Annotated in this window: 21 protein-coding genes; 9 read left to right on the forward strand and 12 right to left on the reverse strand. The window is 69.7% G+C overall.

From position 1 onward, the window contains the following. The coding region (locus tag D7W81_RS26200; protein WP_244227439.1) for a YchJ family protein at window positions 1–472 on the forward strand (472 nt) is incomplete at its 5' end. A gap of 187 nt (window positions 473–659) precedes the next feature. On the opposite strand, the gene D7W81_RS26205 is transcribed toward D7W81_RS26200, so the two are convergent. Together D7W81_RS26205 and metK are read right to left on the reverse strand one after the other, a co-directional pair. Continuing rightward, a complete protein-coding gene (locus tag D7W81_RS26205; RefSeq protein WP_120558124.1) occupies window positions 660–1,067 on the reverse strand; it encodes a type II secretion system protein GspG in 408 nt (135 codons plus the stop codon). A gap of 473 nt (window positions 1,068–1,540) precedes the next feature. Continuing rightward, the gene (gene metK, locus D7W81_RS26210; protein ID WP_120558125.1) at window positions 1,541–2,731 is read right to left on the reverse strand and encodes a methionine adenosyltransferase; all 1,191 of its coding nucleotides are present in this window, start codon (window positions 2,729–2,731) and stop codon (window positions 1,541–1,543) included. Between the two features lie 234 nt (window positions 2,732–2,965). On the opposite strand from metK, the gene D7W81_RS26215 reads away from it, so the two are divergent. The 5 genes from D7W81_RS26215 to D7W81_RS26235 all read left to right on the forward strand — a co-directional run bounded on the left by D7W81_RS26215 (window position 2,966) and on the right by D7W81_RS26235 (window position 9,817). After that, window positions 2,966–3,562, forward strand: coding sequence for an ABC transporter substrate-binding protein (locus D7W81_RS26215; RefSeq protein WP_120558126.1), 597 nt, complete (start codon window positions 2,966–2,968; stop codon window positions 3,560–3,562). A 118-nt stretch (window positions 3,563–3,680) separates the two neighbouring features. Beyond that, window positions 3,681–5,834 carry a site-specific recombinase gene (locus D7W81_RS26220; protein ID WP_120558127.1) on the forward strand — a complete coding sequence of 718 codons (2,154 nt, stop codon included), beginning with the start codon at window positions 3,681–3,683 and terminating at the stop codon, window positions 5,832–5,834. Window positions 5,835–5,922: 88 nt separating this feature from the next. Further along, complete coding sequence (locus tag D7W81_RS26225) at window positions 5,923–8,574, forward strand: efflux RND transporter permease subunit (RefSeq protein ID WP_120558128.1); 2,652 nt, start codon at window positions 5,923–5,925, stop codon at window positions 8,572–8,574. Window positions 8,575–8,674: 100 nt separating this feature from the next. Next, the gene (locus D7W81_RS26230; RefSeq protein ID WP_120558129.1) at window positions 8,675–9,280 is read left to right on the forward strand and encodes an MXAN_6521/LA_1396 family lipoprotein; all 606 of its coding nucleotides are present in this window, start codon (window positions 8,675–8,677) and stop codon (window positions 9,278–9,280) included. Between the two features lie 12 nt (window positions 9,281–9,292). Next, complete coding sequence (locus D7W81_RS26235) at window positions 9,293–9,817, forward strand: MgtC/SapB family protein (protein ID WP_120558130.1); 525 nt, start codon at window positions 9,293–9,295, stop codon at window positions 9,815–9,817. A gap of 36 nt (window positions 9,818–9,853) precedes the next feature. On the opposite strand, the gene D7W81_RS26240 is transcribed toward D7W81_RS26235, so the two are convergent. From D7W81_RS26240 to D7W81_RS26280, 9 genes are all read right to left on the reverse strand, one after another. Then, the gene (locus tag D7W81_RS26240; protein WP_120558131.1) at window positions 9,854–10,171 is read right to left on the reverse strand and encodes a hypothetical protein; all 318 of its coding nucleotides are present in this window, start codon (window positions 10,169–10,171) and stop codon (window positions 9,854–9,856) included. A 94-nt stretch (window positions 10,172–10,265) separates the two neighbouring features. Continuing rightward, the gene (gene ptsP, locus D7W81_RS26245; RefSeq protein ID WP_120558132.1) at window positions 10,266–12,074 is read right to left on the reverse strand and encodes a phosphoenolpyruvate--protein phosphotransferase; all 1,809 of its coding nucleotides are present in this window, start codon (window positions 12,072–12,074) and stop codon (window positions 10,266–10,268) included. 44 nt (window positions 12,075–12,118) lie between these two features. Continuing rightward, entirely contained in the window at window positions 12,119–12,397 is a 279-nt protein-coding gene (locus D7W81_RS26250; protein WP_014399907.1) for an HPr family phosphocarrier protein, read from the reverse strand. 33 nt (window positions 12,398–12,430) lie between these two features. Next, entirely contained in the window at window positions 12,431–13,237 is an 807-nt protein-coding gene (locus D7W81_RS26255) for a PTS system mannose/fructose/sorbose family transporter subunit IID (RefSeq protein WP_120558133.1), read from the reverse strand. Then, on the reverse strand, window positions 13,234–13,953 hold the full coding sequence (locus D7W81_RS26260) for a PTS sugar transporter subunit IIC (RefSeq protein ID WP_120558134.1): 720 nt from the start codon (window positions 13,951–13,953) through the stop codon (window positions 13,234–13,236). Before D7W81_RS26260 ends, D7W81_RS26255 begins: the two co-directional genes overlap by 4 nt. A 3-nt stretch (window positions 13,954–13,956) precedes the next feature. Further along, window positions 13,957–14,442: a PTS sugar transporter subunit IIB gene (locus D7W81_RS26265; protein ID WP_120558135.1), complete on the reverse strand. Its 486-nt coding sequence runs from the start codon at window positions 14,440–14,442 to the stop codon at window positions 13,957–13,959. A 33-nt stretch (window positions 14,443–14,475) separates the two neighbouring features. Beyond that, on the reverse strand, window positions 14,476–14,898 hold the full coding sequence (locus D7W81_RS26270; RefSeq protein WP_120527413.1) for a PTS sugar transporter subunit IIA: 423 nt from the start codon (window positions 14,896–14,898) through the stop codon (window positions 14,476–14,478). A gap of 417 nt (window positions 14,899–15,315) precedes the next feature. Continuing rightward, on the reverse strand, window positions 15,316–16,236 hold the full coding sequence (locus tag D7W81_RS26275) for a diacylglycerol kinase catalytic domain-containing protein (RefSeq protein ID WP_120558136.1): 921 nt from the start codon (window positions 16,234–16,236) through the stop codon (window positions 15,316–15,318). A gap of 21 nt (window positions 16,237–16,257) precedes the next feature. After that, the gene (locus D7W81_RS26280; protein ID WP_244227440.1) at window positions 16,258–17,268 is read right to left on the reverse strand and encodes an SPFH domain-containing protein; all 1,011 of its coding nucleotides are present in this window, start codon (window positions 17,266–17,268) and stop codon (window positions 16,258–16,260) included. Window positions 17,269–17,439: 171 nt separating this feature from the next. On the opposite strand from D7W81_RS26280, the gene D7W81_RS26285 reads away from it, so the two are divergent. From D7W81_RS26285 to D7W81_RS26295, 3 genes are read left to right on the forward strand one after another with little or no spacing between them, the layout of a single operon-like run. Further along, entirely contained in the window at window positions 17,440–18,912 is a 1,473-nt protein-coding gene (locus tag D7W81_RS26285) for a GspE/PulE/PilB domain-containing protein (RefSeq protein WP_120558138.1), read from the forward strand. Between the two features lie 9 nt (window positions 18,913–18,921). Beyond that, on the forward strand, window positions 18,922–19,755 hold the full coding sequence (locus D7W81_RS26290) for a class I SAM-dependent methyltransferase (protein ID WP_120558139.1): 834 nt from the start codon (window positions 18,922–18,924) through the stop codon (window positions 19,753–19,755). Further along, the gene (locus D7W81_RS26295; RefSeq protein WP_208721462.1) at window positions 19,752–20,132 is read left to right on the forward strand and encodes a hypothetical protein; all 381 of its coding nucleotides are present in this window, start codon (window positions 19,752–19,754) and stop codon (window positions 20,130–20,132) included. The genes D7W81_RS26290 and D7W81_RS26295 overlap by 4 nt, the downstream gene beginning before the upstream one ends. On the opposite strand, the gene D7W81_RS26300 is transcribed toward D7W81_RS26295, so the two are convergent. Next, the coding region (locus D7W81_RS26300) for an ATPase, T2SS/T4P/T4SS family (protein WP_208721463.1) at window positions 20,133–21,337 on the reverse strand (1,205 nt) is incomplete at its 5' end.

The raw sequence follows: 21,337 nt of genomic DNA on the forward strand, positions 1-21,337 counted from the left end.
GCCCCCCGCCCCCCTGTGTCCCTGCTCCTCCGGCCAGCGCTACAAGCAGTGCTGCGCCCCCTTCCACAAAGGCGAGACGGAAGCCCCCGACGCCGAGCGCCTCATGCGCAGCCGCTACGCCGCCTTCGCCCTGCGCGACGCCGCCTACCTGTGGAAGACGCTCCACCCCGGCCACGCGATGAAGGCCCGTCCAGAAGCGGACGTCGTGCGCGAGCTGCGCGCCTTCGCGCAGGCCCACCAGTACCCGGGGCTGGTGGTGCTGGGCCACCAGCCCCCGGACGCGTCGGGGCTCTCACGCGTCCTCTTCTTCGCCAAGGTGTTCGAGAAGGGAAAGGACCAGTCCTTCGTGGAGCGCTCGGACTTCCGCCACGACGGCACCGGCTGGCGCTACCTGGACGGCGTCCTCAAGCTGCCGCGGGAGCTGAAGGTCCCCCCCGAGTCCCTCACGCTCGACACCTTCCCCGTGGACTGAAAAGGCCCGCGAAAATCCCCCGTCAGGATTTCGCGGCGCTCGCGTCCCTGGGAGTGCTGCCCGGCCGGAGAGGCCCTACACGCCCTGGTAAGGCTCCTTCACGGGAGCCCACGGTTCAAATCCGTCCTGGCCTATCACGCCATCAATCGTGGCTTCTCCACTCGGGCAGCATCCTTTCCTCCTCCCGTCACTCCCGGGACCGCGCGTCCCGGTCGAGTGACGAGAGGTCCCCGTCATCACCGTCGCCACCCGGTGCGCCATCCGCGCCCAGTGACACGATGGCGGGGACGCCCCGGTCCAGCGTGTACACGTAGTCATTGCCCCACGGGTCGCGCGGAAGCTCCGGGAGGATGCGCTCCTCCACCAGCGCGCGCAGCCCCGCGGTGGTGTCCGGAAGCTTCCCCTTCTTCATCGCGTACAGCTGGAGCGCCTGGCCCAGCGAGCCGAAGTCCAGCTTCACCCGCTGCTGCTTCGCCTGGCCGAACTGGCCCATCACCGACACGCCCACCGCGGCGGCGATGAGGCCCAGGATGGTGATGACGACCATGATTTCAATCAGCGTCATGCCGCGCTGACGCCGCTGCTTTCTTGCCATGTCTGTCTTTCCGGCACGCTGACGGCACGGACCGCTGTCAGCGTGTCCCTCACGGAAGGCCCCTCTGCCTTCCGGGATGACTGTGATTGCAATCAGCGGGCCCGGCTCACTCCGGCAGGAGGCTCCGAGAGGACAGGTCCACGTCAGGCCTTCACCGCCCGGGCTCCCGTCACGTGCAAGGGACAGGATGACCGGCGTGCCCGCCTCATCGCGGTACACATCGTCAGGGCCCCCGCGCTCCGTGCTGGAGGCCTTCCTCTGGCATGTTCCCGGGCTCGCGGCGCCAACGTGAAGTCGTGCGCCACCGCGGGGGGCCACGGTGAGCAGCACGATGCGCCAGCCAGACCCGGCACCGGGAGCCGGCATGCCCGTGCCCCAACAATTCACCCACCGTGAATGCCCGGCGAATGAAAACGCGCTCGCCCCGGGAGGGACGAGCGCGTGGGCTCAACCGGAAGGCTTCCGGAAGTGCGTCAGACCGCCTTCAGGCGCGGCGTGCGCACCTTGGGGGCGGGGGAGGAGGCCGCCTCGCGGAGCGCGTCCTTCTTGTCCGTGCGCTCCCAGGTGAACTCCTTGTCGGAGCGGCCGAAGTGACCGTAGGCGGCGGTCTTCTGGTAGATGGGCCGCAGCAGGTCCAGGTGCTCCGTGATTTCGCGCGGACGCAGGCCGAACGTCTGGCGCACGGCGCGGGCGATCTGCTCTTCCGGCACGGTGGACGTGCCGAAGGTCTCCACCATCACGCTCACGGGCTCCGCCACGCCGATGGCGTAGGAGACCTGCACCTCGCAACGGCTGGCCAGGCCCGCCGCCACGACGTTCTTCGCGATGTAGCGGCCCATGTACGCGGCCGAGCGGTCCACCTTGGACGGGTCCTTGCCGCTGAACGCGCCGCCACCGTGACGGCCCATGCCGCCGTAGGTGTCGACGATGATCTTGCGGCCGGTGAGGCCCGAGTCGCCCATGGGGCCGCCGATGACGAAGCGGCCCGTGGGGTTGATGAAGAACTTGGTCTTGTTGTCGATGAGCTTCTTCGGCAGGACCTTCAGGATGACGTCCTCGCGGATGGCCTCCTGGATCTTCTTGTTGGAGACGTCATCCGAGTGCTGCGTGGACAGCACCACCGCGTCGATGCGGACCGGCTTGCCGTCCTTGTACTCCACCGTGACCTGGCTCTTGCCGTCCGGGCGGATCCACGGGTGGTTCTTGCGGCGCACCTCCGCCAGACGGCGGGTCAGCGCGTGCGCGTAGTGGATGGGCGCGGGCATCAGCTCCGGCGTCTCGTCGCACGCGAAGCCGAACATCATGCCCTGGTCGCCGGCGCCCTGGTCCTTCTTGTTGTCCACGCCGCGCGCGATGTCCTGGCTCTGGCCTTCGATGGCCACCATGACGCCGCAGGTGTTGCCGTCGTAGCCCATGGCGCTGTCGGTGTAGCCGATGCGCGTGATGGTGGAGCGGACGATCTTCGGGATGTCCACGTAGGTGTTCGTCGTCACCTCGCCCGCGACGATGGCGAGGCCCGTCTTGACGAGCGTCTCCACGGCGACGCGCGCCTGCGGATCCTTGGCGATGATGGCATCGAGCACACCGTCGGAGATCTGGTCGGCGATCTTGTCCGGGTGGCCCTCGGTGACGGATTCAGACGTGAACAGGAAGTCGGTAGGCATGTCTTCTCGGGCTTCGCGCTAATTCGGTGACGCAGCGCAGGGGTTCGGACACTAAACGTGCGGTCCCAGCAGAGTCAAACCTGCTGATACACAGGTTTATTCGGCGGAAAAGCCCTTCAGCCGGGCAGACCCGACGCGCCAGGTGTGCCTGCACGCCGGATGAATTTCATGGTTCGCGCGGCGTTCTCCTGGGCTACAGGACCCGCGCCCTTCTTCTGGAGGTCACCGACCCATATGAACGTCAACGCCCGCATCCGCACCCTTCCCTTCCTGGTTGCCCTCGCTTTCGCCGCGCCCGCGCTCGCCGCGCCCAAGGCTTCCGAAGCCATCACCAAGCCGGTGAAGACCGTGGTGCAGTCCGTGCGCTACGAGAAGGACCTCAAGGCCCTGGAGAACCTGGGCAGCGACCAGCAGGGCCTGTTCCTGCTGGGCGACGAGTGGACCAAGGCCACGGACGCCCAGCGCAAGGAGTTCACCCAGCTCTTCCAGAACCTGTTCGCGAAGATCGCCTTCCCCAAGGTCCGCGAGAACTTCAAGAACCTGGACTCCATCACCTACGACGAGCCGCTGGTGACGGGCGACAAGGCGCTCGTGGGCTCCACCATCTTCATCAACCACCCGCTCAAGAAGCAGGAGATGAAGCTGAAGTACGCCGTGGAGAAGGTGGGCACCAGCTGGAAGGTCGTGGACGTGTCCGTGCTGGGTGACTCCATGCTCACCGGCATCCGCGATGATCAGGTCCGCCCCCTCTTCAAGGAAGGCGGCTGGGACGGCCTGCTGGGCGCCATGCGCAAGAAGAACGACGAACTGGGTGCGGTGAAGGTGAAGTAATCCAGTCATCCACCGCCTCAGCAGCCAGGCAACCTGGCCCTCGTCGTCCCCCAGGGTTCCGGGGGAGGCGCGGGCCGGGTAGGCTTGGGGCGTTCCCCGCCCCCGGAGCGCCTGGCGAATGACCGTCTCCACCACCGCCCCGCAGCTTCTGGGCCGCAGCGCGCCGTCCGCCCGGGTGGTGGACGCCTTCTGCGTGCAGCACGCGCCCCGGGCGCCGGGCCACCCCGCCGTGCGGGACCTCTTCCGGCTCCTGTCGGAGGTCCCCGGCGACGGCCTGGAGCCGCGCCTGGAGTGGGTGGAGCGCTGGATGCAGTGGCTGCGCGAGCGCATCCCCGCCCATGGCCTCACGGAGGTGGAGGACGCCGCGCTGTCCCCGGCGGACTCGCGGCTGGCCCTGCTGGTGCGCGTGCTGGAGGCAGAGCCCACCTTTCGCGCATCCGTCACCCGGCTGGTGGCGGGGGTGTGCGCGGGCAGCCGGGGGCTGAAGCTCTTCGCCCAGGTGGGGCTGAGCGGCGGCAACGGCTTCTTCTCCGAGCTGACGGACCGCTTCGTGCGCGGCGTGCTGCCCACGCCGCCGGAGCCGGGCAAGCTGTCCGAGCTGCTCCTGCGCCTGTTCCCGGTTCCCGGGGACGCGGAGTGGCTGGGCGCGTTGTCCCCGGCGCTCCTGGCGCGGCTGACGGCGCTGGTGGGCGAGCCACCCCCACCCGAGCCCACGCCGTCCGCGCGCGTGCGCGGCGACCTGATGGACGCGCTGCTGCTGCTGGCGGTGCAGGTGACGGGGCTGGGGCTGGAGGAGGACGTGCGAGACCGCACCCCGGAGACGTCCCTGCGCGCGTCCCCCTTCCTGCGGCTGCGGATGGCGTGCGACGCGGTGCTGGCGCGCGACGGCGCCCCGGACGTGCTCAAGGACCTGGGGCGCGTGGTGGAGGACTGCCGGGGCGTGGTGCGGTCCGTCACGCTTCACCTGGAGTACTCCGGCGTCAGCGTGGACCTGGTGTACCGGATGGAGCGCATCCGGCGCGGCCTGGACCGGATGGAGGCCATCGCGCGGGTGTTGGGCGCGGCCCGCGGCGAGCCCCGCTGGCGTGAGGCGCTGGCGCTGCTGTCGGACCTGCTGGAGTACGCGCACGCGGACCGCTCCGTGCGCGCGCTGGTGCGGCGCAACGCCCGGCTGCTGGCGCGAAAAGTCATCGAGCGCACCGGCAACACGGGCGAGCACTACATCACCTCCACGACGGCCGAGTTCCACCACATGGTGCACTCGGCGGCGGGCGGCGGCCTGCTCTCCGCGTGCGCCGTCGCGCTGAAGTTCCTCCTCACCGGACTGCCGCTGGCTCCCTTCTTCGCGGGCCTCTTCGTCGCGCTCAACTACGCGGGCAGCTTCGTGCTGATGCAGATGCTGGGCTTCACGCTGGCCACCAAGCAGCCGTCCATGACGGCCTCCACGCTGGCGGCCGCGGTGGGCGAGGACACAGGGCCGGACGGAGGCACCCGGCGCATGGAGCGCCTGGCGGCGCTGGTGCCGCGCATCACCCGCTCGCAGCTCGCGGCCATCCTGGGCAACCTGGGCTGCGTCCTGCCCGTCGCGGTGGCGCTGGGGCTGGGCTTCCAGTTCCTCAAGGGCCACGCGTACCTCACCGCGCAGCAGGCGCAGCACGTGGTGGATACGCTGCACCCCTGGAAGAGCGCGACGCTCCTCTACGCCGCCCTGACGGGCGTGATGCTCTGGGCCTCCAGCGTGGCCGCCGGCTGGTTCGAGAACTTCGTCGTCTACCGCCGCCTGCCGGAGGCGCTCGCCCACCACCGCGTGCTGCGCGCCCTCATTGGCGTGACCGGCGCGCGCAAGGTGGCGGACGCGCTGATGCACCACGCGGCGGGCGTGGGTGGCGGCGTCACCCTGGGCGTGCTGCTGGTGGTGATGCCGGGCGTGGGCGGCTTCTTCGGCGTCCCGCTGGACGTGCGGCACGTCACCTTCTCCTTCGGCGCGCTCGCCTTCGCCGGGTGCGCGCTGGGCCCCTCCGCCGTGATGGAACCGGGCTTCCTGGCAGCCGCCGCGGGGGTGCTCGTCGTCGGCATCGTCAACTTCGGCGTGTCCTTCGCACTGGCCCTGGGCGTGGCCCTGCGCGCCCGCGACGTCCCGGTGCTGGAGGGCCTGCGCTTCCTGGCCGCCATGGCCGTGCGCTTCCTGCGCCAGCCGCTCCCCTTCCTCATCCCTCCCCGGGACGAGCCCGCTGCGGGCGGGACGGAAGCGCGGGTTATTCCCGGAGGGTAAGAGGCCCTGTCCTGCGCGGAGGTAGGGCGGACAGGCATCCCCGGCTTTGCTTCCGGGCGGGGACGTTCGGCGATAGGGTCCCGCGCCCATGAGCGGCAATCCCTCGTCCCATCCCCCGCCCCGCCTCGCCCTTGCCTACGCAGAGCTGATGGTCCGGCGCCCCGGCACCGTCATGACCGTGCTGCTGCTGTTGCTCGGCCTGGCCGTGTGGGGCACGTCGAAGCTGACCATCAACTCGAACCAGCTGGACCTCATCTCCCAGGATTTGCAGGAGGTGAAGGACGTCAAGCGGGTCATCGACATGGTGGGCGGCAGCGGCTTCTTCATGGTCGCGCTGCGCGGTGATGACGAGGCCACGCTCAAGAAGGTGGCGGACGACCTGGCCGTGATGGCGGGCAACGACAAGGAGCACGTGCGCTCCCTGACGTACAAGATTCCCGTCGAGTTCGTTCAGAACAACATGGTGCTGTTCGTGAAGACGGAGGACCTGGCCGAGGGCAAGCGCCGCATCATGGCGTTCCTCAAGGATCAGATCCGCCGCGCGAACCCCTTCTACATTGAAATCAAGAAGACGGAGCCGGTGAAGCTGGACCTGCAGGACCTGGTCGACAAGTACTCCAGCGTTGGCAACAAGAGCATCGCGGACGACTACTACATCTCCCAGGACCGCAAGCTGCTGCTGCTCCTCATCAAGCCGATGTGGGACACCAACCAGATTGGCCAGACGAAGCTGTACGTGGACAAGCTGCGCACGGACCTGGCCGAGTACTCCAAGAGCAACAAGGCCGGCGTGCAGCTGGTGGAGGACTACTACAAGATGGGCGACAAGAAGACGGTCGCCTACGGCTTCACGGGTTCCTACAAGACGGCGGTGGACGACTCGTACGCCATCGAGGACTCGCTCCAGCCGGTCACCATCATCGCGCTCGTCGCCATCTTCGTCATCACCATCGCGTTCTTCCGCAAGTGGGCGCCCACGCTCATCGTGGTGAGCGGCACGGTGGTGGGCACGGTGTACACGCTGGGCTTCACCTACGCGACGCTGGGTGAGCTCAACATGATCACCTCCATCCTGGGTGGCATCATGTTGGGGTTCGGCATCGACTACGGCATCCACTTCATCTTCCGCACGCGCCTGGAGCTGGGCGCGGGCAAGCGCTACGACGTGGCCATCCGCGACGCGGTCATCAACGCGGGCCGGCCCGCACTGGTGTCCGCGGTGGTGGTGGCGGGCTCCTTCTACGTGCTGATGGTGAGCGAGTTCAAAGGCTTCTCCCAGTTCGGCCTCCTGTCCGGCACGGGCACGCTGATCCTCGGCTTCACGCTGTTCTCCTGGTGTCCGGCGATCCTGGCCATCGCGGGCCGCAAGAACCCGGAGCTGCCCCAGAAGCTCATTGGCGTGATGAAGCCGCCGCCCACGAACAGCGCGACCGGCAAGGAGCTGCGCATCCCGCGCCCCGGCCTGGTGCTGGCGGTGGGCTGCGTGATTGTCGCGGTGGTGTGCGGCGCGGCCATCCCGTGGAAGAGCGGCGAGCCCCCGGCGGACGCGGGCTTCTTCGCGCGGCTGCCGTACGGCGTGCGCTTCAACTACAACACCCGCGCGCTGATGCCGGCGAACCAGCCGTCCGTGGTGCTGCAGGATGAAATCAACGCGCGCTTCAAGATCGCCAGCGACCCGCTGGCCGTCTACACCAAGGACCTGGCGGAGACGGAGGCCCTCTACAAGGAGCTGACGGCCGACCCGAAGAAGCGCCCCGCCATCTCCCAGGTGATGAGCCTCTTCACCTTCGTGCCGCCGGAGGGCATCTCGCAGGCGAACGCGAAGATCCTGGAGGAGTGGCAGGAGGAGCTGAAGGAGATCGACGTGAAGGCGCTGCCGCCAGAGACGCAGGAGAAGGCGGCCCTGTTCTTCAAGATGCTGGAGGCCCGGCCCTTCGACGTGCACCACGTGCCGGAAATCTACGCCTCGCAGTTCCGCCACCTGCCCAGCACCAGCCCGGAGAACCACGGCTACCTCACGTTCATCTACCCGAGCGTGGACCTGTGGGACGGCAAGCAGATGCTCCAGTTCGCGGACCAGACCTCCTCCATCAAGGGCATGGTGACGCCGGGCAAGTTCACGCAGGGCGGGCCCACGGGCGCGCCGGTGGAGAAGGAGTTCCGCGCCGCGGGCGCCACGCAGCTGTACGCGTCGCTGGCGCGCATGGTGCTCAAGGACGCGAAGCTCACGGTCATCCTCACCGCGCTGTGGATCCTGGTGATGCACTTCGCGGACTTCCGCAACGCGAAGCTGGCGCTGGCGTCGGTGATTCCGCTGACGGTGGGCCTGGCGATGATGATGGGCTTCATGGCGCTGTTCGACCTGCGCCTGAACTTCATGAACATCATCATCCTGCCCATCCTCCTGGGCTTCGGCGTGAGCCACGGCCTCTACCTGCTGCACCGCTTCCTGGAGGGCACGTCCCCCCTGGTGGCGCTGCGCAGCGTGGGCGCGGCGGTGGTGTCCTCCACGCTGACGGCGGTGGCGGCCTTCGCGGCGCTGCTGGTGGCCAGCCACAACGGCCTGCGCTCCATGGGCCTCGTCGCCTGCATCGGCCTCATCACCACGCTGCTGGTGTCCTTCACGGTGCTGGCGGCGGTGATGCAGCTGATGCACGACAAGCGGCAGAAGGACGCGGGACGTTCGCCAGAGGGCGGTTCCGCTCCGGGCGGCGACTCGTCCTCCACACGCGCCGCCTGACAGCGCGGAAGAAGCGCTTAATATCCGCGCCGGACCTCGCGGCCCCGCCTTCCCCCAAGGGAAGGGCGGGGCCGTTCTTTTTCTTCGGGAGCTTCAAGCCATGGGGACGTTCAAGCGGGTGGGCGCGGTGCTGGGCCTGATGGTGCTCACGGGTTGCGCGAGCACGGTGAAGAGCCAGCGCCTGCGTCCCGACTACGCGACGGTGGACCGGCAGCAGGTGAAGCGGCTGGCGGTGGTGACGCAGCCGTTCCCTCAAGGGCAGCAGTACATTGGCGACCTGTGGAGCCTCATCGCGCGGCAGTGGCTGAACCAGAACCGGGACTACCTGGTGAAGGCCAACACGTCCCTGCCCGAGCGCCCCACGGACCCGGCCTTCAAGGACCAGTGCGTGGAGGGCATCGAGGGCGTGCTCTGGCTGGACCCGACGGTGAAGCGCGTGGGCGAGGGCGCGGAGGTGGCGCTGAAGGCGCAGCTCATCCGCTGCCGCGACGGCGAGGAGGTCTGGGCCGCGGAGGCCGGTGGCAGCTGGGACTCCGAGGACACGAAGTACATGGAGCGCAGGGAGCAGTACGTGAAGGAGCTGGGCCCGGACGTGGAGCCCTACGTGGTGCCGTCCTACAAGCTGCTGGTGGCCACGCTGGACACGCTGCCCAATCCCGAACTGAACGAGGCGGACAAGGACGAGAAGATCGACCTGGGCGAGTAGCCTCGCGCCCCGGTGGAACCCCAAGTCCTCATCTGGCGGTTGGTGCTGGCCACGCTGCTGGGCGGCGTGCTGGGCGTGGAGCGCGAGGCGCGCAACCAGGCCGCGGGGCTGCGCACGCACACGCTGGTGGCGCTGGGGGCGTGCTGCTTCACGCTCGCCAGCGTCTACACGGAGCACCTCCTGCGGCCCGGCGAGTCCCCGAGTGGCGCGCAGGCGGACATCAGCCGCATCGCCAGCCAGATTGTCGTGGGCATTGGCTTCCTGGGCGCGGGCGTCATCCTGCGCCTCGGAGGCTCCGTGAAGGGGCTCACCACGGCGGCGAACCTCTGGGTGACCGCCGCCGTGGGCCTGGCCTGCGGGCTGGGCCTCTACGTGGTGGCCGGCGCCACCGTGGCCCTGGCCCTGCTGTCGCTGGTGCTGCTGCGCCCCGTCTCCCGCCTGCTGACGCCCGAGGAAGGCCGCCACGGCGGACGCAAGGCCCCCCGGAACGACGAAGACGGGCCCCCCACGCGTGATGGGGAGTCCCGTCCGGACTGAAGCGCGGCGGCCGTGCGGGCGCCTGCCCTCCGTCCACTACTCCATGGGCACCAGCGCGCCCGTCAGGTCGTGCGTGTAGGCCACCGGCCGGTGCGGCGGCTGGCAGGTGTCCACCAGGTCCAACGCGCCGTCCACCAGCATGGCGCCCGGGAGGCTGGCCAGGTCCCGGCGCAGGTAGACGTCATCCCCGTCCAGGTCCGCGACGTCGGAGAAGCGCACCGGGTATTCGCGCTCGAAGATGCGCCCCTTTCCGATGGTGAAGCCGCGCGGGTCCACCGCGACGATGCCGCCGAGCGCTTCGCCGTCCCGGTCCCGCACCGTCATGCCCCGCTGAATGTCCGTTGGCTTGAACACGCTACTGCCTCCTGCATCCGTGTCCGGCCAAAGTGTGCACCCTGCCTGGAAACGGCGACCCCCTCCCCCGCGCATTCAGCCGGGGGAGCAGGGCCTACACAGGCTCTGGTTCTGGGTCCCGCGCGGGGGCCAGCAGCGAGCCTTCGTGGCCGCCGAAGCGCCGGTCCATCTCCGTGCGGACGAAGCGTTCGATCTCCTCCGCGGTGGTGAGCTCCATCGCGCCCTGGAGCATCTCCAGCGCCTCGCTCCGGCTCACCCGGCGCATCAGCCGCTTCACGACGGGAATCTGTCCGGACGTCATGGACAGCTCGTCGAAGCCCAGCGCCAGGAGCACCAGGGTGAAGAGCGGGTCGCCCGCCATCTCGCCGCACATGGAGACGGGGATGTTGGCGGACTTCGCCGCGTCCACGATGCCCTGGAGCATGCGCAGCACCGACAGGTGCAGCGGCCGGTAGAGGTACGCGACCTCGCGGTTCTGGCGGTCGATGGCCAGCGAGTACTGGATGAGGTCGTTCGTCCCGATGGAGAAGAAGTCCGCTTCCTGCGCCAGCCGGTCCGCGATGGTCGCCGCGCTGGGCGTCTCCACCATGATGCCCACCGGGAAGCGCTTGCCCACCGGTACCCCGGCACGCCCCAGCGCCGTGCGGCACGCCTCCAGCTCGCTGCGCGCCTCGCGCAGCTCACTCACGCCGCAGATGAGCGGGAACATGAGGCGCAGGTTGCCGTGCACGCTCGCGCGCAGGAGCGCGCGCAGCTGGACGCGGAACAGCTCCCGGTTGGACAGGCAGTAGCGGATGGCCCTGAGGCCCATGGCCGGGTTGGGTTCCTTCTCGTGCTTCGTCTTGCCCGGCACCTTGTCGCCGCCCAGGTCCAGCGTGCGGATGGTGACGGGACGGCCGCCCATGGCCTCCAGCACCTGCTTGTAGGCGCGGTAGTGTTCTTCTTCCGTGGGCGCCGTCTTGCGGTCCAGGAACATGAACTCCGTGCGGTACAGGCCAATGCCCTCCGCGCCGTGCGCCAGCAGCGAGGGGATCTCCTCCAGGAACTCCATGTTGCCGTTGAGCCGGATGCGGAAGCCGTCCGTGCTCACCGCGGGCTGGTCCTTCGTGGCCAGCGCCAGCTGCTCGCTCTCCAGGTAGCGGCGCTGCTCCTCGCGGAAGAGCGCCAGCTGGTCCTCCGTGGGGTTCACCAGCACCACGCCGCGCGTGCCGTCCATGGCCACGAGGTCGCCCGGTGAAATCTGTTCGCTCGCGCGGCCCGCGCCCACCACCGCGGGCGTCTCCCGCGCGCGGGCGACGATGGCGGTGTGGCTGGTCTGCCCGCCCAGGTCGGTGACGAAGCCCGCGACCCGGCCGCTGCGCGCCATCATCGCCGCGTCCGCGGGCGGCAGGTCGTGCGCGACGACGATGGCCTCCGCCGGCACCTCCACGTCCTCATCCACCACCTGGCCCATCAGGTTGCGGATGATGCGGTCGGCCACGTAGTCCACGTCCGAGCGGCGCTCGCGGAAGTACTCGTCCGGGATGTTGTCGAAGAGGTGTTTGATTTTCCGGGCCGTGCGCCGCACCGCCCACTCCGCGTTGATGCGGTCCTCCACGATGAGGCGGTTCACCTCGTCCACGAGCATGGGGTCGTGGAGCATCAGCCGGTGCGCTTCCAGGATGAGGGCGTGGTCGCTGCCCTCCGTGCGCGTAATCTGGTCCTTGAGGTCCGCGAGCTGCCGGTCGGACAGGTCGATGGCGGTCTTCATCCGCATCCGCTCGGGTTCCACCTCCGCGTCCGCCAGGCGCAGCTTGGGGGTGCGGATGCGTTTGCGGTCCAGGATGAAGGCGTGCCCCACCGCGATGCCCGGGGAGGCACCGATGCCCGTCAACCTGAGTGTAGGGGTGGCCTGGCTGCTCACGGTTCTCAAGACCTCTTAGGGGAGTCTACCTCCCCTTTCGACGCTCACTGCGCTTCGCCAAACCGGTCCTCGATGAGCTTTTTCAATTCGGACAGGCAGGCCTCGGCGTCCTCGCCCTTGCAGGTGAGCTTCACCTTCGTGCCCTGGGCCGCCGCGAGCATCAGCACGCCCATGATGGACTTGGCGTTGGCGCGCTGCCCGGAGGCCTGGATGGAGACCTCGCTCTTGAAGCGGTTGGCCACCTTGACCATCTGCGCCGCGGCCCGGGCGTGCAGCCCCAGCGCGTTGATGATCTCGAAGGTTCCCTCGGCTTCACTGGCCATCGTGCGACTCCTACTTCGCTCAAGTGTTCGTACTCACAGAAAGGCGCCCGCCGCGCAGGCCAATCCCGCCGCGACGTAGAGGACCACGTAGGTGGGGACGCGCCGGTTCACCAGCACGTACGCCAACACGCCCACCGCCAGGCACCCCACCGCCAGGAACGGCGCCCAGGTGCCGCCCGCCGTCGCCCCGAAGCTCACCGCCAGCCACGCGGCCAGCCCGCCCGCGCTCGCCGCCGCCACGCCCCTCAGCCGCGCGCCCTTGGCGGGCAGGTTCACCCGCGCCACGGCCTCCACCAGCCGGTCTCCCAGGCTCAGGCCCAGCCAGTACAGCCGGACGCGGAGCAGCAGGTGCACCAGGTTGTAGAGCACCAGGAAGAGCACCACCGCCCAGACGCCCAGCAGGGGCACCATCGCCGCGCACAGCCCGCCCACCGCGGGCTTGAGCGACAGCCAGAAGAACCCGTCCCCCAGCGCCGCGAGCGGCCCCATCAGCGCCGCCTTGAAGCCCACCACCCGGTCCGGCGTCTCTTCCCCCCGGGCAATCTTCTGCTCGTGGTTCACCACGCCGCCCACGATGGCCGCGGCCACGTACGGGTGCGTGTTGAAGAAGACCAGGTGACGGCGCACCGCCGCCTCGCGCTGCGGGCCCGGCGGGTACAGCTTCTCCAGCGCCGGGTACACGGCGTACGCGAGCCCCAGGTTCTGCATGCCCTTGGGATTCCACGACGCCTGGAGGAAGAGCGAGCGCAGGAAGACGCGCAGCACCGTGCCCCGCGACAGCCGCGCGGGCGGCGTGAAGGCGGGAGCGGTCGCCGGGGCGGGCGTCGTCTGGACGCTCATGGCCGGTTCTCCTGCAGCTGCACCAGCACCACCGCCGCGGTGACGGCCGCCGCGGCGAGCCCCGCGTACAGGGGCGCGCGCTTCGCGTGGCTCGACTGCGCGGCGATGGCCGCCGCCACGGACGCCATGGCCGGGTATGCCCAGGCCAGCCCCCGCACCAGCCCGTGCGGCAGCGCCACCATCACCGGCTCCAGGAAGAAGCCCGCCAGCGCGCACGCGCCGGTGATGGCGCCGTAGCACGCGAAGTGCGGCCACATGCCCCACAGGTTCTGCCGCATGGCGCGCGTGAGGTTGCCCGCTTCCGCGGACGCCAGCGCCACGCGCGCGAGCCGGGCCGAGTAACCCTCCAGCAGCCGGTCCAGCCGGCGCCCCACCCGCCCCAGCCCGATGAAGAGCAGCACGGCCAGCGACCAGATGGCCGGCGTGGAGCCCGCGCCGGTGGCGGTGGTGAGGGTGGCCGCGGCGGCGGCGGTGCCGGTGGCCGCGATCGTGTCGTTCTCCGGCAGGGACGCGCCCAGGTTGGCGGTGCCCAGGTAGAACAGCTCCAGCAGCATGCCGACGGACAGGCCCCCGCCCACGTCACCCAGCAGGGCGCCCATGAACGTGGCGGCCACCAGGGGCCGGGACAGCATGGCCTGGAGGAACGCCTTGCGCTCCACGGCCACCAGGCCCCCCCAGAGACACGCGAGCGCCACCTGGGTCCAGCCGACGTTCACGGCTCACCCGGCCTTCGACCAGCGCTCGGTCAAATCCGGCAGGTCCACGGACTTCTCCGCGGGCACGGCGCGCGCCTCCACGCGCACGCCCTGCGCGGACAGCTGCTGGAGGGCCTGAAGCTCCCCTTCCGCCAGGAAGACGGAGGGCGACACCTGCCGGCGGCCGGTGCCGAAGTGCACGTTGCCCAGGTTGAGCTGGTCCATGACCAGCCCGTTCTGGAAGGCGAACGGCACGGAGGCGACGTCCCTCAGGAGCACCAGGGTGCGCACGCCGTCCTTGGACACGGCGGCGAAGTCCACCTGGGCCAGGGGGAGGATCTGCACCTCGATGGCGCTCTGCACGGCGAGCGCCATGGCGGCACGGATGAGGGGACTGGAGGCCGCCTCATCGTCCGCCACCACCACACGGGACACCTTGAGGTGGGGGAGCCAGGCTTCGACCACCTGACCATGGATGAGGCGGTTGTCGACGCGGACCAGGGTGATCACGGCAGTCTCGAATCGCCGACCCGTACGGGTCCGTCAAGTTCGCGGCTGCTGCTGGGCCTCGCGAAGCAGGGCGGATGCACAGGTGATGTTGCGCTGGCCGTACGACGCCAGCTGGTTGGCCATGTCCGACAGGGCCATCTGCTCCGAACGGAGCGAGTTGGCCTTCAGCAGCATGGGCAGATTGACGCCGGCCAGGACTTCCAGATTCATCCGCTGACACATCATCAGCGATTCCTTGCAGGGGGTACCTCCGAAGAGGTCGGCCATGATGATGACCCCATCCCCTTCGTCCACGGCCTTGACCGCCAGCTTCATCTTGGCGCGGAGGTCCTCGACGGGAGCCCCCGGCTCGATGTTGCAGGTCGCCACGGCGGGCAGCTTGCCCACGATCTGTTCAGCGGTGGAGACAAGCTCATCCGCGAGACGACCGTGCGATGCGATGACGAGGCCGACCATTGATCACCCCTGAGCAACTTCCCGGGAGATTTGCGTCCTACGCCCATCAACGACCGGACGCAACTCCGGCGAAGTTTTCCGCCTGCACCTGGGACTGCTTCCCCAACGACTACGCTTCGAAGGTAAGGCGACTGCGCCCACCATGCCTGGAATTTCAGGTCCGGGGAAGGGACACGGTGTCGTCTGCCGGACGGGGAGCCGGGCGCGGCCTCCCCACGCTCATACAGATGCCCGGTGCGCGCATGTGATGCGTGCCCCGCGGGACGAGCCCACCGCCCCCGCTCGGTGGGTAGGAAGGCGACCGGGCCATCGCGCGGGAGCAGCGGTATCACCTGGAAATCCCGGGAGTGCGCGCGAGGTCCAACGATACTCGGGGCGTTCCGGGTTCCTGGGACCTGTCGCATCGGGTGCGGTGTCTCAGTGGACGACCAGGCGGGCCCTCTGCTCGGCCGGCCGGATGCGCGCGGTGGCGCCAGCGCCGAAGGTGAGGAAATCCTCCTCCATGCCGTCGCTGAAGATGACGCCGCCCTGGGGCATGCGGGACTCGAGCACCAGTTCCTCTTGAGCGGTGACGAAGCCGCCGACGATGTCCGCGCCCGAGTGACGGCTGACGAAGGGCTCGCGCACGACGAAGGCGAGCCGCGCGTCCTCCCAGCCGAGCGTCCAGGGCTTCCCCGGCGTGCCGCCCGTGCAGCGGGTGAGCCCCTGCGCGAGCGCGAACACGGACGACAGCCACCCGCTGGAGCCCGCGCCGGTGGACACGAGCACGCCGCTGGAGGACTGCGACTCTTCTCTCCCGCCGTAGCGGACCTCATAGCGGGCGGACACGTGCGTGCGCGCGCCGATGAACAGGTCGTTGAAGGCGAGCAGCCGCTGGCCATCCTGGAGCCGCGCCTCCGCCAGCTGCACCTGCCGCACGTTCGCGCGGCCCTCCAGCGTGCGCTGCACCGCGCTCCGGGCGTCGCGCGGGAGGAAGGGCAGGAGCACGCCGTCGAAGCGCGCCGGATCCGGGTTGACGCCCACCAGCGGCTGGCTGCCCACGTACTTGGCCACGTTGGCGACGAGCCCGTCCTGCCCCACCGCCACGACAATCTCCTTGCCGGTGAAGAGGAAGGTGGGCACGAGCGAGCGGTCCACCTGCTGCACCGGCAGCCCCACGTCCAGCTGTGAGCGCAGGCCGTCCACCGCGCGGCGGTAGGTGTCGTCCTCCGCCTCGAATCCGTTGAAGTCCTGGCCGGCGCGCTCCACGTAGAACTTCGCCTGCTTCTTCGTGTTGAAGCGCACCACCAGGTCCGCCAGCCGCGTCTTGCGCGTGACGAGCACCACCTTCTCGAACATGGCGTGACTCCTTCCGGGGGCTTAGCGGTCGCGAGGGTCGAAGGCGTGGGCGTCCGCGCGGCCGGGCTTGTTCGGCTTGGGGTTGGGCGGACCGGCGTTCGACGGCAGCAGCGAGCGCAGCAGGTCCGGCGACACGTTGAGCTCGCCGATGCGCTCCGCGTTCTCGCCCATCTCGCGGAAGGCCAGGGCGATGTTCAGGGCCGGGTCGCCGCCGTTGGCGGACGTGGCCAGCAGCGTCTTCCAGTCCATGTTCCGCACCGGCTCCAGCGTCTTCTCCAGGGTGTACGCGCGCGCGTCCGCGGACTGGCGCTCGTTCTGGACCCAGCGCTCCATGAGGGCGGCGCGCTGCTCCTCCACGGAGATGTCCGCGGCCATCTTCGCCTCGCGAATCTGGCGCTGGCGCTCCTCCACCACCAGCTCCGTGGCCAGCTCGCTCTCCTTGATGCGCCGCTCCTGCTCCACGGCCGCGTTGCGGCGGGCGTAGATGGCTTCGTCCGCTTCGCGCTGGAGCCCCTCGCGCGCGGCGGCCTCCAGGGCACGCGCCATCTCCGGCGTGGGGGCGATGGAGAGCACGGAGAAGGCCATCACGTGCACGCCCAGCGCCTTCACGGATTCGGCCTCCGCCAGCGCGGACAGCACCCGGGCCTCCAGCATGTCGGACTGCACCAGCACCTCGCGCAGGCTCAGCGACTGCACCACCGCGCGGGCACGCACCTGCGCGGACTGCACCAGCCGGTCCGCGAGCTTCTCCGGGTCATCCGAGCGGTGACGTCCCGACGGGGTGATGGAGTAGTCCAGGAGCCCCGCCAGCCGGCGTGGGTCCTCCACGCGGTATGTCAGCTGCCCCTGCACCGTCACCGGCTGGAAGTCCCGGGTGACCTCGTTGAAGGCGAACGGGACGTCCGCGCTCGACAGCGGCACCGCCACCAGCGTCGTCGCCGGCTTCCAGTAGAGGAACGACAGGCCCGCGCCTTCACGGACGACCTCGCCGTCCCGGTACTGCATCACGTACGTGGTCGGCGTTGACTTCATGTACCCGATGAACATCCGCGCATCCCCCTCACCTGCTGCGTCATGTTTGTGTAGGTTCGACACCATCTTAGTGTCATTCGTACACGTTCGCAACAGGACGTGCGGGAAAGCGGTGTAGGTGGCGAGGATGCCGGTGGACGGGGTGGGCCCGGGCGGCCTTGAATCGGGGGCATGACGCGCAAGCTCGGGGAGCAGTTGGTCCTGGATGGGGTGCTGACGCCGGAGGTGTTGTCCCGGGCACTCGCGCGGCAGAAGGAGACGGGGCTGAAGCTGGGCGAGTGCCTGGTGCGGCTGGGCGTGGACGAGACGCCGGTGCTGCGGCTGCTGGCGCAGGAGTTGAAGACGCGCTTCGTGTCCACGGAGAAGCTGGCGCAGGCGAAGGTGGAGCCAGCGCTCCTGGAGCGCGTTCCGGTGCGGCTGGCGGAGGGCTTCGACTTCATGCCCCTGCGGCTGGCGCAGGACGTGCTGTACGTGGCCATCTCCGAACCGCAGCGGCAGCGGGCGTTGGAGGAGATCGCGAAGACGGTGGGCGTGGCGCAGGTGCTGCCGTTCGTGGCGGTGCGAAGGTCCATCCGCGCGGCCATCCGCAAGCACTACTACGCGGACGCGAAGGCCTTCGAGCACCCGCCGGAGGACCTGGTGTGTCCGCACTGTGGCGCGTCGTGCAAGCCGGGGGACTTCCAGTGCGCGCGCTGTGAGCTGCTGCTCGTGCGGAGCGTGGAGGAGCTGCCGCCCCAGGACAACGTGTCGCTGGTGCGCGCGCTGCTCACCCGGCCCGAGCAGACGGGCGCGCGCGGAGTGCCCCGTCCGCCGCGTGAGGAGGCGACGCGGGTCGTGTCATTCCAGGCGCAGGCCCAGCCGAAGACGAAGGGACCTCCGGTGCGGCCCATCATCGTGGCGGGGCTGGACCTGGTGAACCAGCCGCTGAGCCCATTCGAGGCGTACGTGCTGTCGTTCGTGGACGGGCGCACGGCGCTGGCGGACATGGCGATGATCACCCAGCTGACGGAGCTGGAGCTGCGCGCGGTGTTCGAGTCGCTGTCGGAGCGCGGCGTGACGAAGCTGGTGGGCACGCTGGCGTCGGCGGATGCATCGTTCTCGGGGGATGGCACGCCCGTGTTCGGGCGGGGTGCGAAGGCGTCGGCCTCCGGCGAGACGTCGTTCTCGGGAGATGGCACGCCCGTGTTCGGGAGGGGTGAGCCGAAGTCGTCGCCCTCCGCGCCGTCCGCGAAGGCGGCCCGTGCGCCGGGGGCCAGGCCGCAGGCGCCGCTGCCCTCCGTTTCACTGGCCTCGGCGCTGACGGCGAAGCCTCCTCCCGCGGCGCCGGCTCCGGCGGCCCGGAAGGAGGATGCGCAGGAGGAGGTGCTCCAGCGCGTCGTGCGGCTGGAGCAGGCGGGGAAGCTGGCGGAGGCGCTGGACCTGCTGGAGCGCAGTATCGGGCTCCTGCCGAAGCCCGCGCCGCTCTACAACCGCATGGGGATGATCCTCCTGAACCACCAGCGCGATTACGAACGCGCCAGCGCCTTCTTCCAGAAGGCCTCGGACCTGGAGCCGGAGAACAGCGTCTACACGATGAACCTGTACTCCGTGCTGGCCCTGACTGCTGAAGCCACGAACGCGGGACAGAAGAAGCCCCGGCGCTGAAGATTGCCCATGCCCTCCCCTTCCGAGTCCTACCTGCTCGACTTCCATGCGCGCCTCGCGGGAGTAACTTCGCGGTGGTTCGCTTCCGCTCCGGTGGAGGTGGAGGGTGCAACGGCCCGTTCGAGCTATGCCCTGCTGGAGGCCGTCGTGCCTCACGATGCGCGGCCCCTGACGGTGCTCGACCTGGCCTGTGGTGATGGGCACCTCCTGGAGCTGCTCGCGCGGCGGGGCCAGCCGGGGCTCTCTCTTGTCGGGCTCGACATGAGCGCGCATGAGCTCGCCGTGGCACGGACCCGATTGGCCGGCGCGGCGACGTTGATCCAGGGCCGGGCACAATCGCTCCCGCTCGGGGATGCCAGCGTCGACGTGGTGTTGAGCCACCTGGCGCTCATGCTCATGGACGACGTGGAGACCGTGCTCGCGGAGCTGCGGCGTGTGCTGAAGCCGGGCGGACGGGTGTCCATCGTCGTGGGTGGAGACCTGGTGCCGGGCAACGCGCTGGAGGTGTTCTCCGGACTCATGAAGAGCGCGGCGGAAGTTCCTCCCATGCGGCTGGGCGACCCTCGGGTCCGCTCCGTCGACGGACTGCGTGCGCTCTTCGCCGAGGGCTTCGTGGACGTCACGGTGCGGTCCCTCTCCGTGCAGGGCGATGGGCCACCGCGTCAGGTCTGGGAGTCGCTGCTCACGACGTATGACGCGGACCGCCTGTCTCCGGCGGCGCAGGCGTCACTTGAGGCTGCGTTCCTCCAGGCTGTTGCGCCGCTGCGGCGCTCGGATGGAAACGTTCCGTTGCGCTGGGGCATGCGGCAGCTGACGGCGACACACCAGGCTCGCGCGACGTGACCATTCCCAAGAAAGGCAGCCGCCGGGTCCGCTTCGGCGAGACCGATTACGACTGGCGCATCCGGAAGAAGCCCACCTATTCGCAGGGGGTCGCCGACACACCCATGCTCCTGGCGGTCCAGGCCAGCGCGGAAGTCCCCCGGCGCGTGCTCGTCGTCGACCTGCGCGTCAGCCGCCCGGACAACTGGATCTCCCCGCATCAGACCGGCGTCACACCGGGCCTGGTTCGCGACATCATCCGGCGGGCGCTCGCGGCGGGGTGGAGCCCCCTGGGCGCGGGGCCTCCGTTCCGCTTCGAGTACGGCGTGCCGAGGGAAACCGTCGGGACCCTCTTCCCGGAACCCAAGCCCAAGAAGACCGCGTCCCGGAAGCCCTGATCACCTCCCGGGCGTCCACGGGGCGATGTGCAGCGTCTTGCCATCCTCCGTGGGCTTCGTCTCATGGAGCGTCATCGATAGGCCGCCCGCCGCATCGCGCGCGTGGTGCACGATGAGTGAATGGACGGGCAGCCCCGGCATGGCTTCCGTCAGCCACGCGTAGCCCTCCTGGGGGGTCTTCGCCTCCAGGACGCAGACCGCCGCGTGCCCCGTGAACGCTGCGTTGCAGAGCATCTGCATGTCCTCCAGCGTGCGCACCTCGTCCGCGAAGACGAGGTCCGGGTCCTGCCGCAGGAATGACCGCAGCGCCTGCACCAGCTTCAGCTCCGGGCTCACCTTCACGATGCCGATGGCGCCTCCCGGCCCGCCCTTCGGCGCCTCCACCGCCGCCAGCGCGTGCACGTTGTCGGGCAGCGCATCCATCACGGCCCGCAGGGTCGTGCTGCGGCCCGTGCCGGTGGCTCCCGTGAGCAGCACCACCTGGCCGTTGAACAGGGACTTGTCCAGGCGGTTGAAGTGCCCGGTGAGGAACGTCGCTGCTTCGGCGGACAGCGGGAGACTGGCGAGGCTCGGGTACGCCTGGCGCGTCTCCCGGTCCCTCGCCAGCACCGAGGTCCAGGTGCCCAGCGCGTCTTCGCGGAACGACACCCGGAACTCGATGTCCGGCTCCGCCGCTCCCGCGGGGAAGGACACGTGCCCCCGGTCCGGCAGCACCGGGTTCGCGCCCCGCTTCGCGTACGCCGCAAGCGCCGCCCCCAACGGCCGGTACAGCGCGTAAGCCATGGGCTGACGCACCGGAACCCGCTCCGCGCCCAGCAAGCCCACCGTGCCTGGCGTGTCCTTCGCGATGAAGAACAGCGTGATGCCCGCGTTGATGATCCGCTCCCCGGCCACCGGCGCATCCGCTTCGTCCGCGTCTTCGTCCTCGCCCGCGGCGGTGTCGGTGTCGTCATCCGCCGCCCAGACGGAGAAGATCGCCGCGCCCGTGCTTCCCGCGACGTCGAAGAGGGCCGCCGCCAACGCTTCGGGCGTCTTCGGGGAGGCGACCTTTCCAGACGGTGCCCGGCCTGCTTCCCCCAGCTCCTGAAGCAGGCTGGCGAACACGGCTTCCGGCGTGACGGGGGCTTCGGACTTCGGGCTCGGAGTCGTCATGGGCGCGGACCATGGCATGGCCCCTCGCGCCCCGGCCACGCCCCGGGAAGCCC

The organism is Corallococcus aberystwythensis (assembly GCF_003612165.1).
GTDB lineage: Bacteria > Myxococcota > Myxococcia > Myxococcales > Myxococcaceae > Corallococcus > Corallococcus aberystwythensis.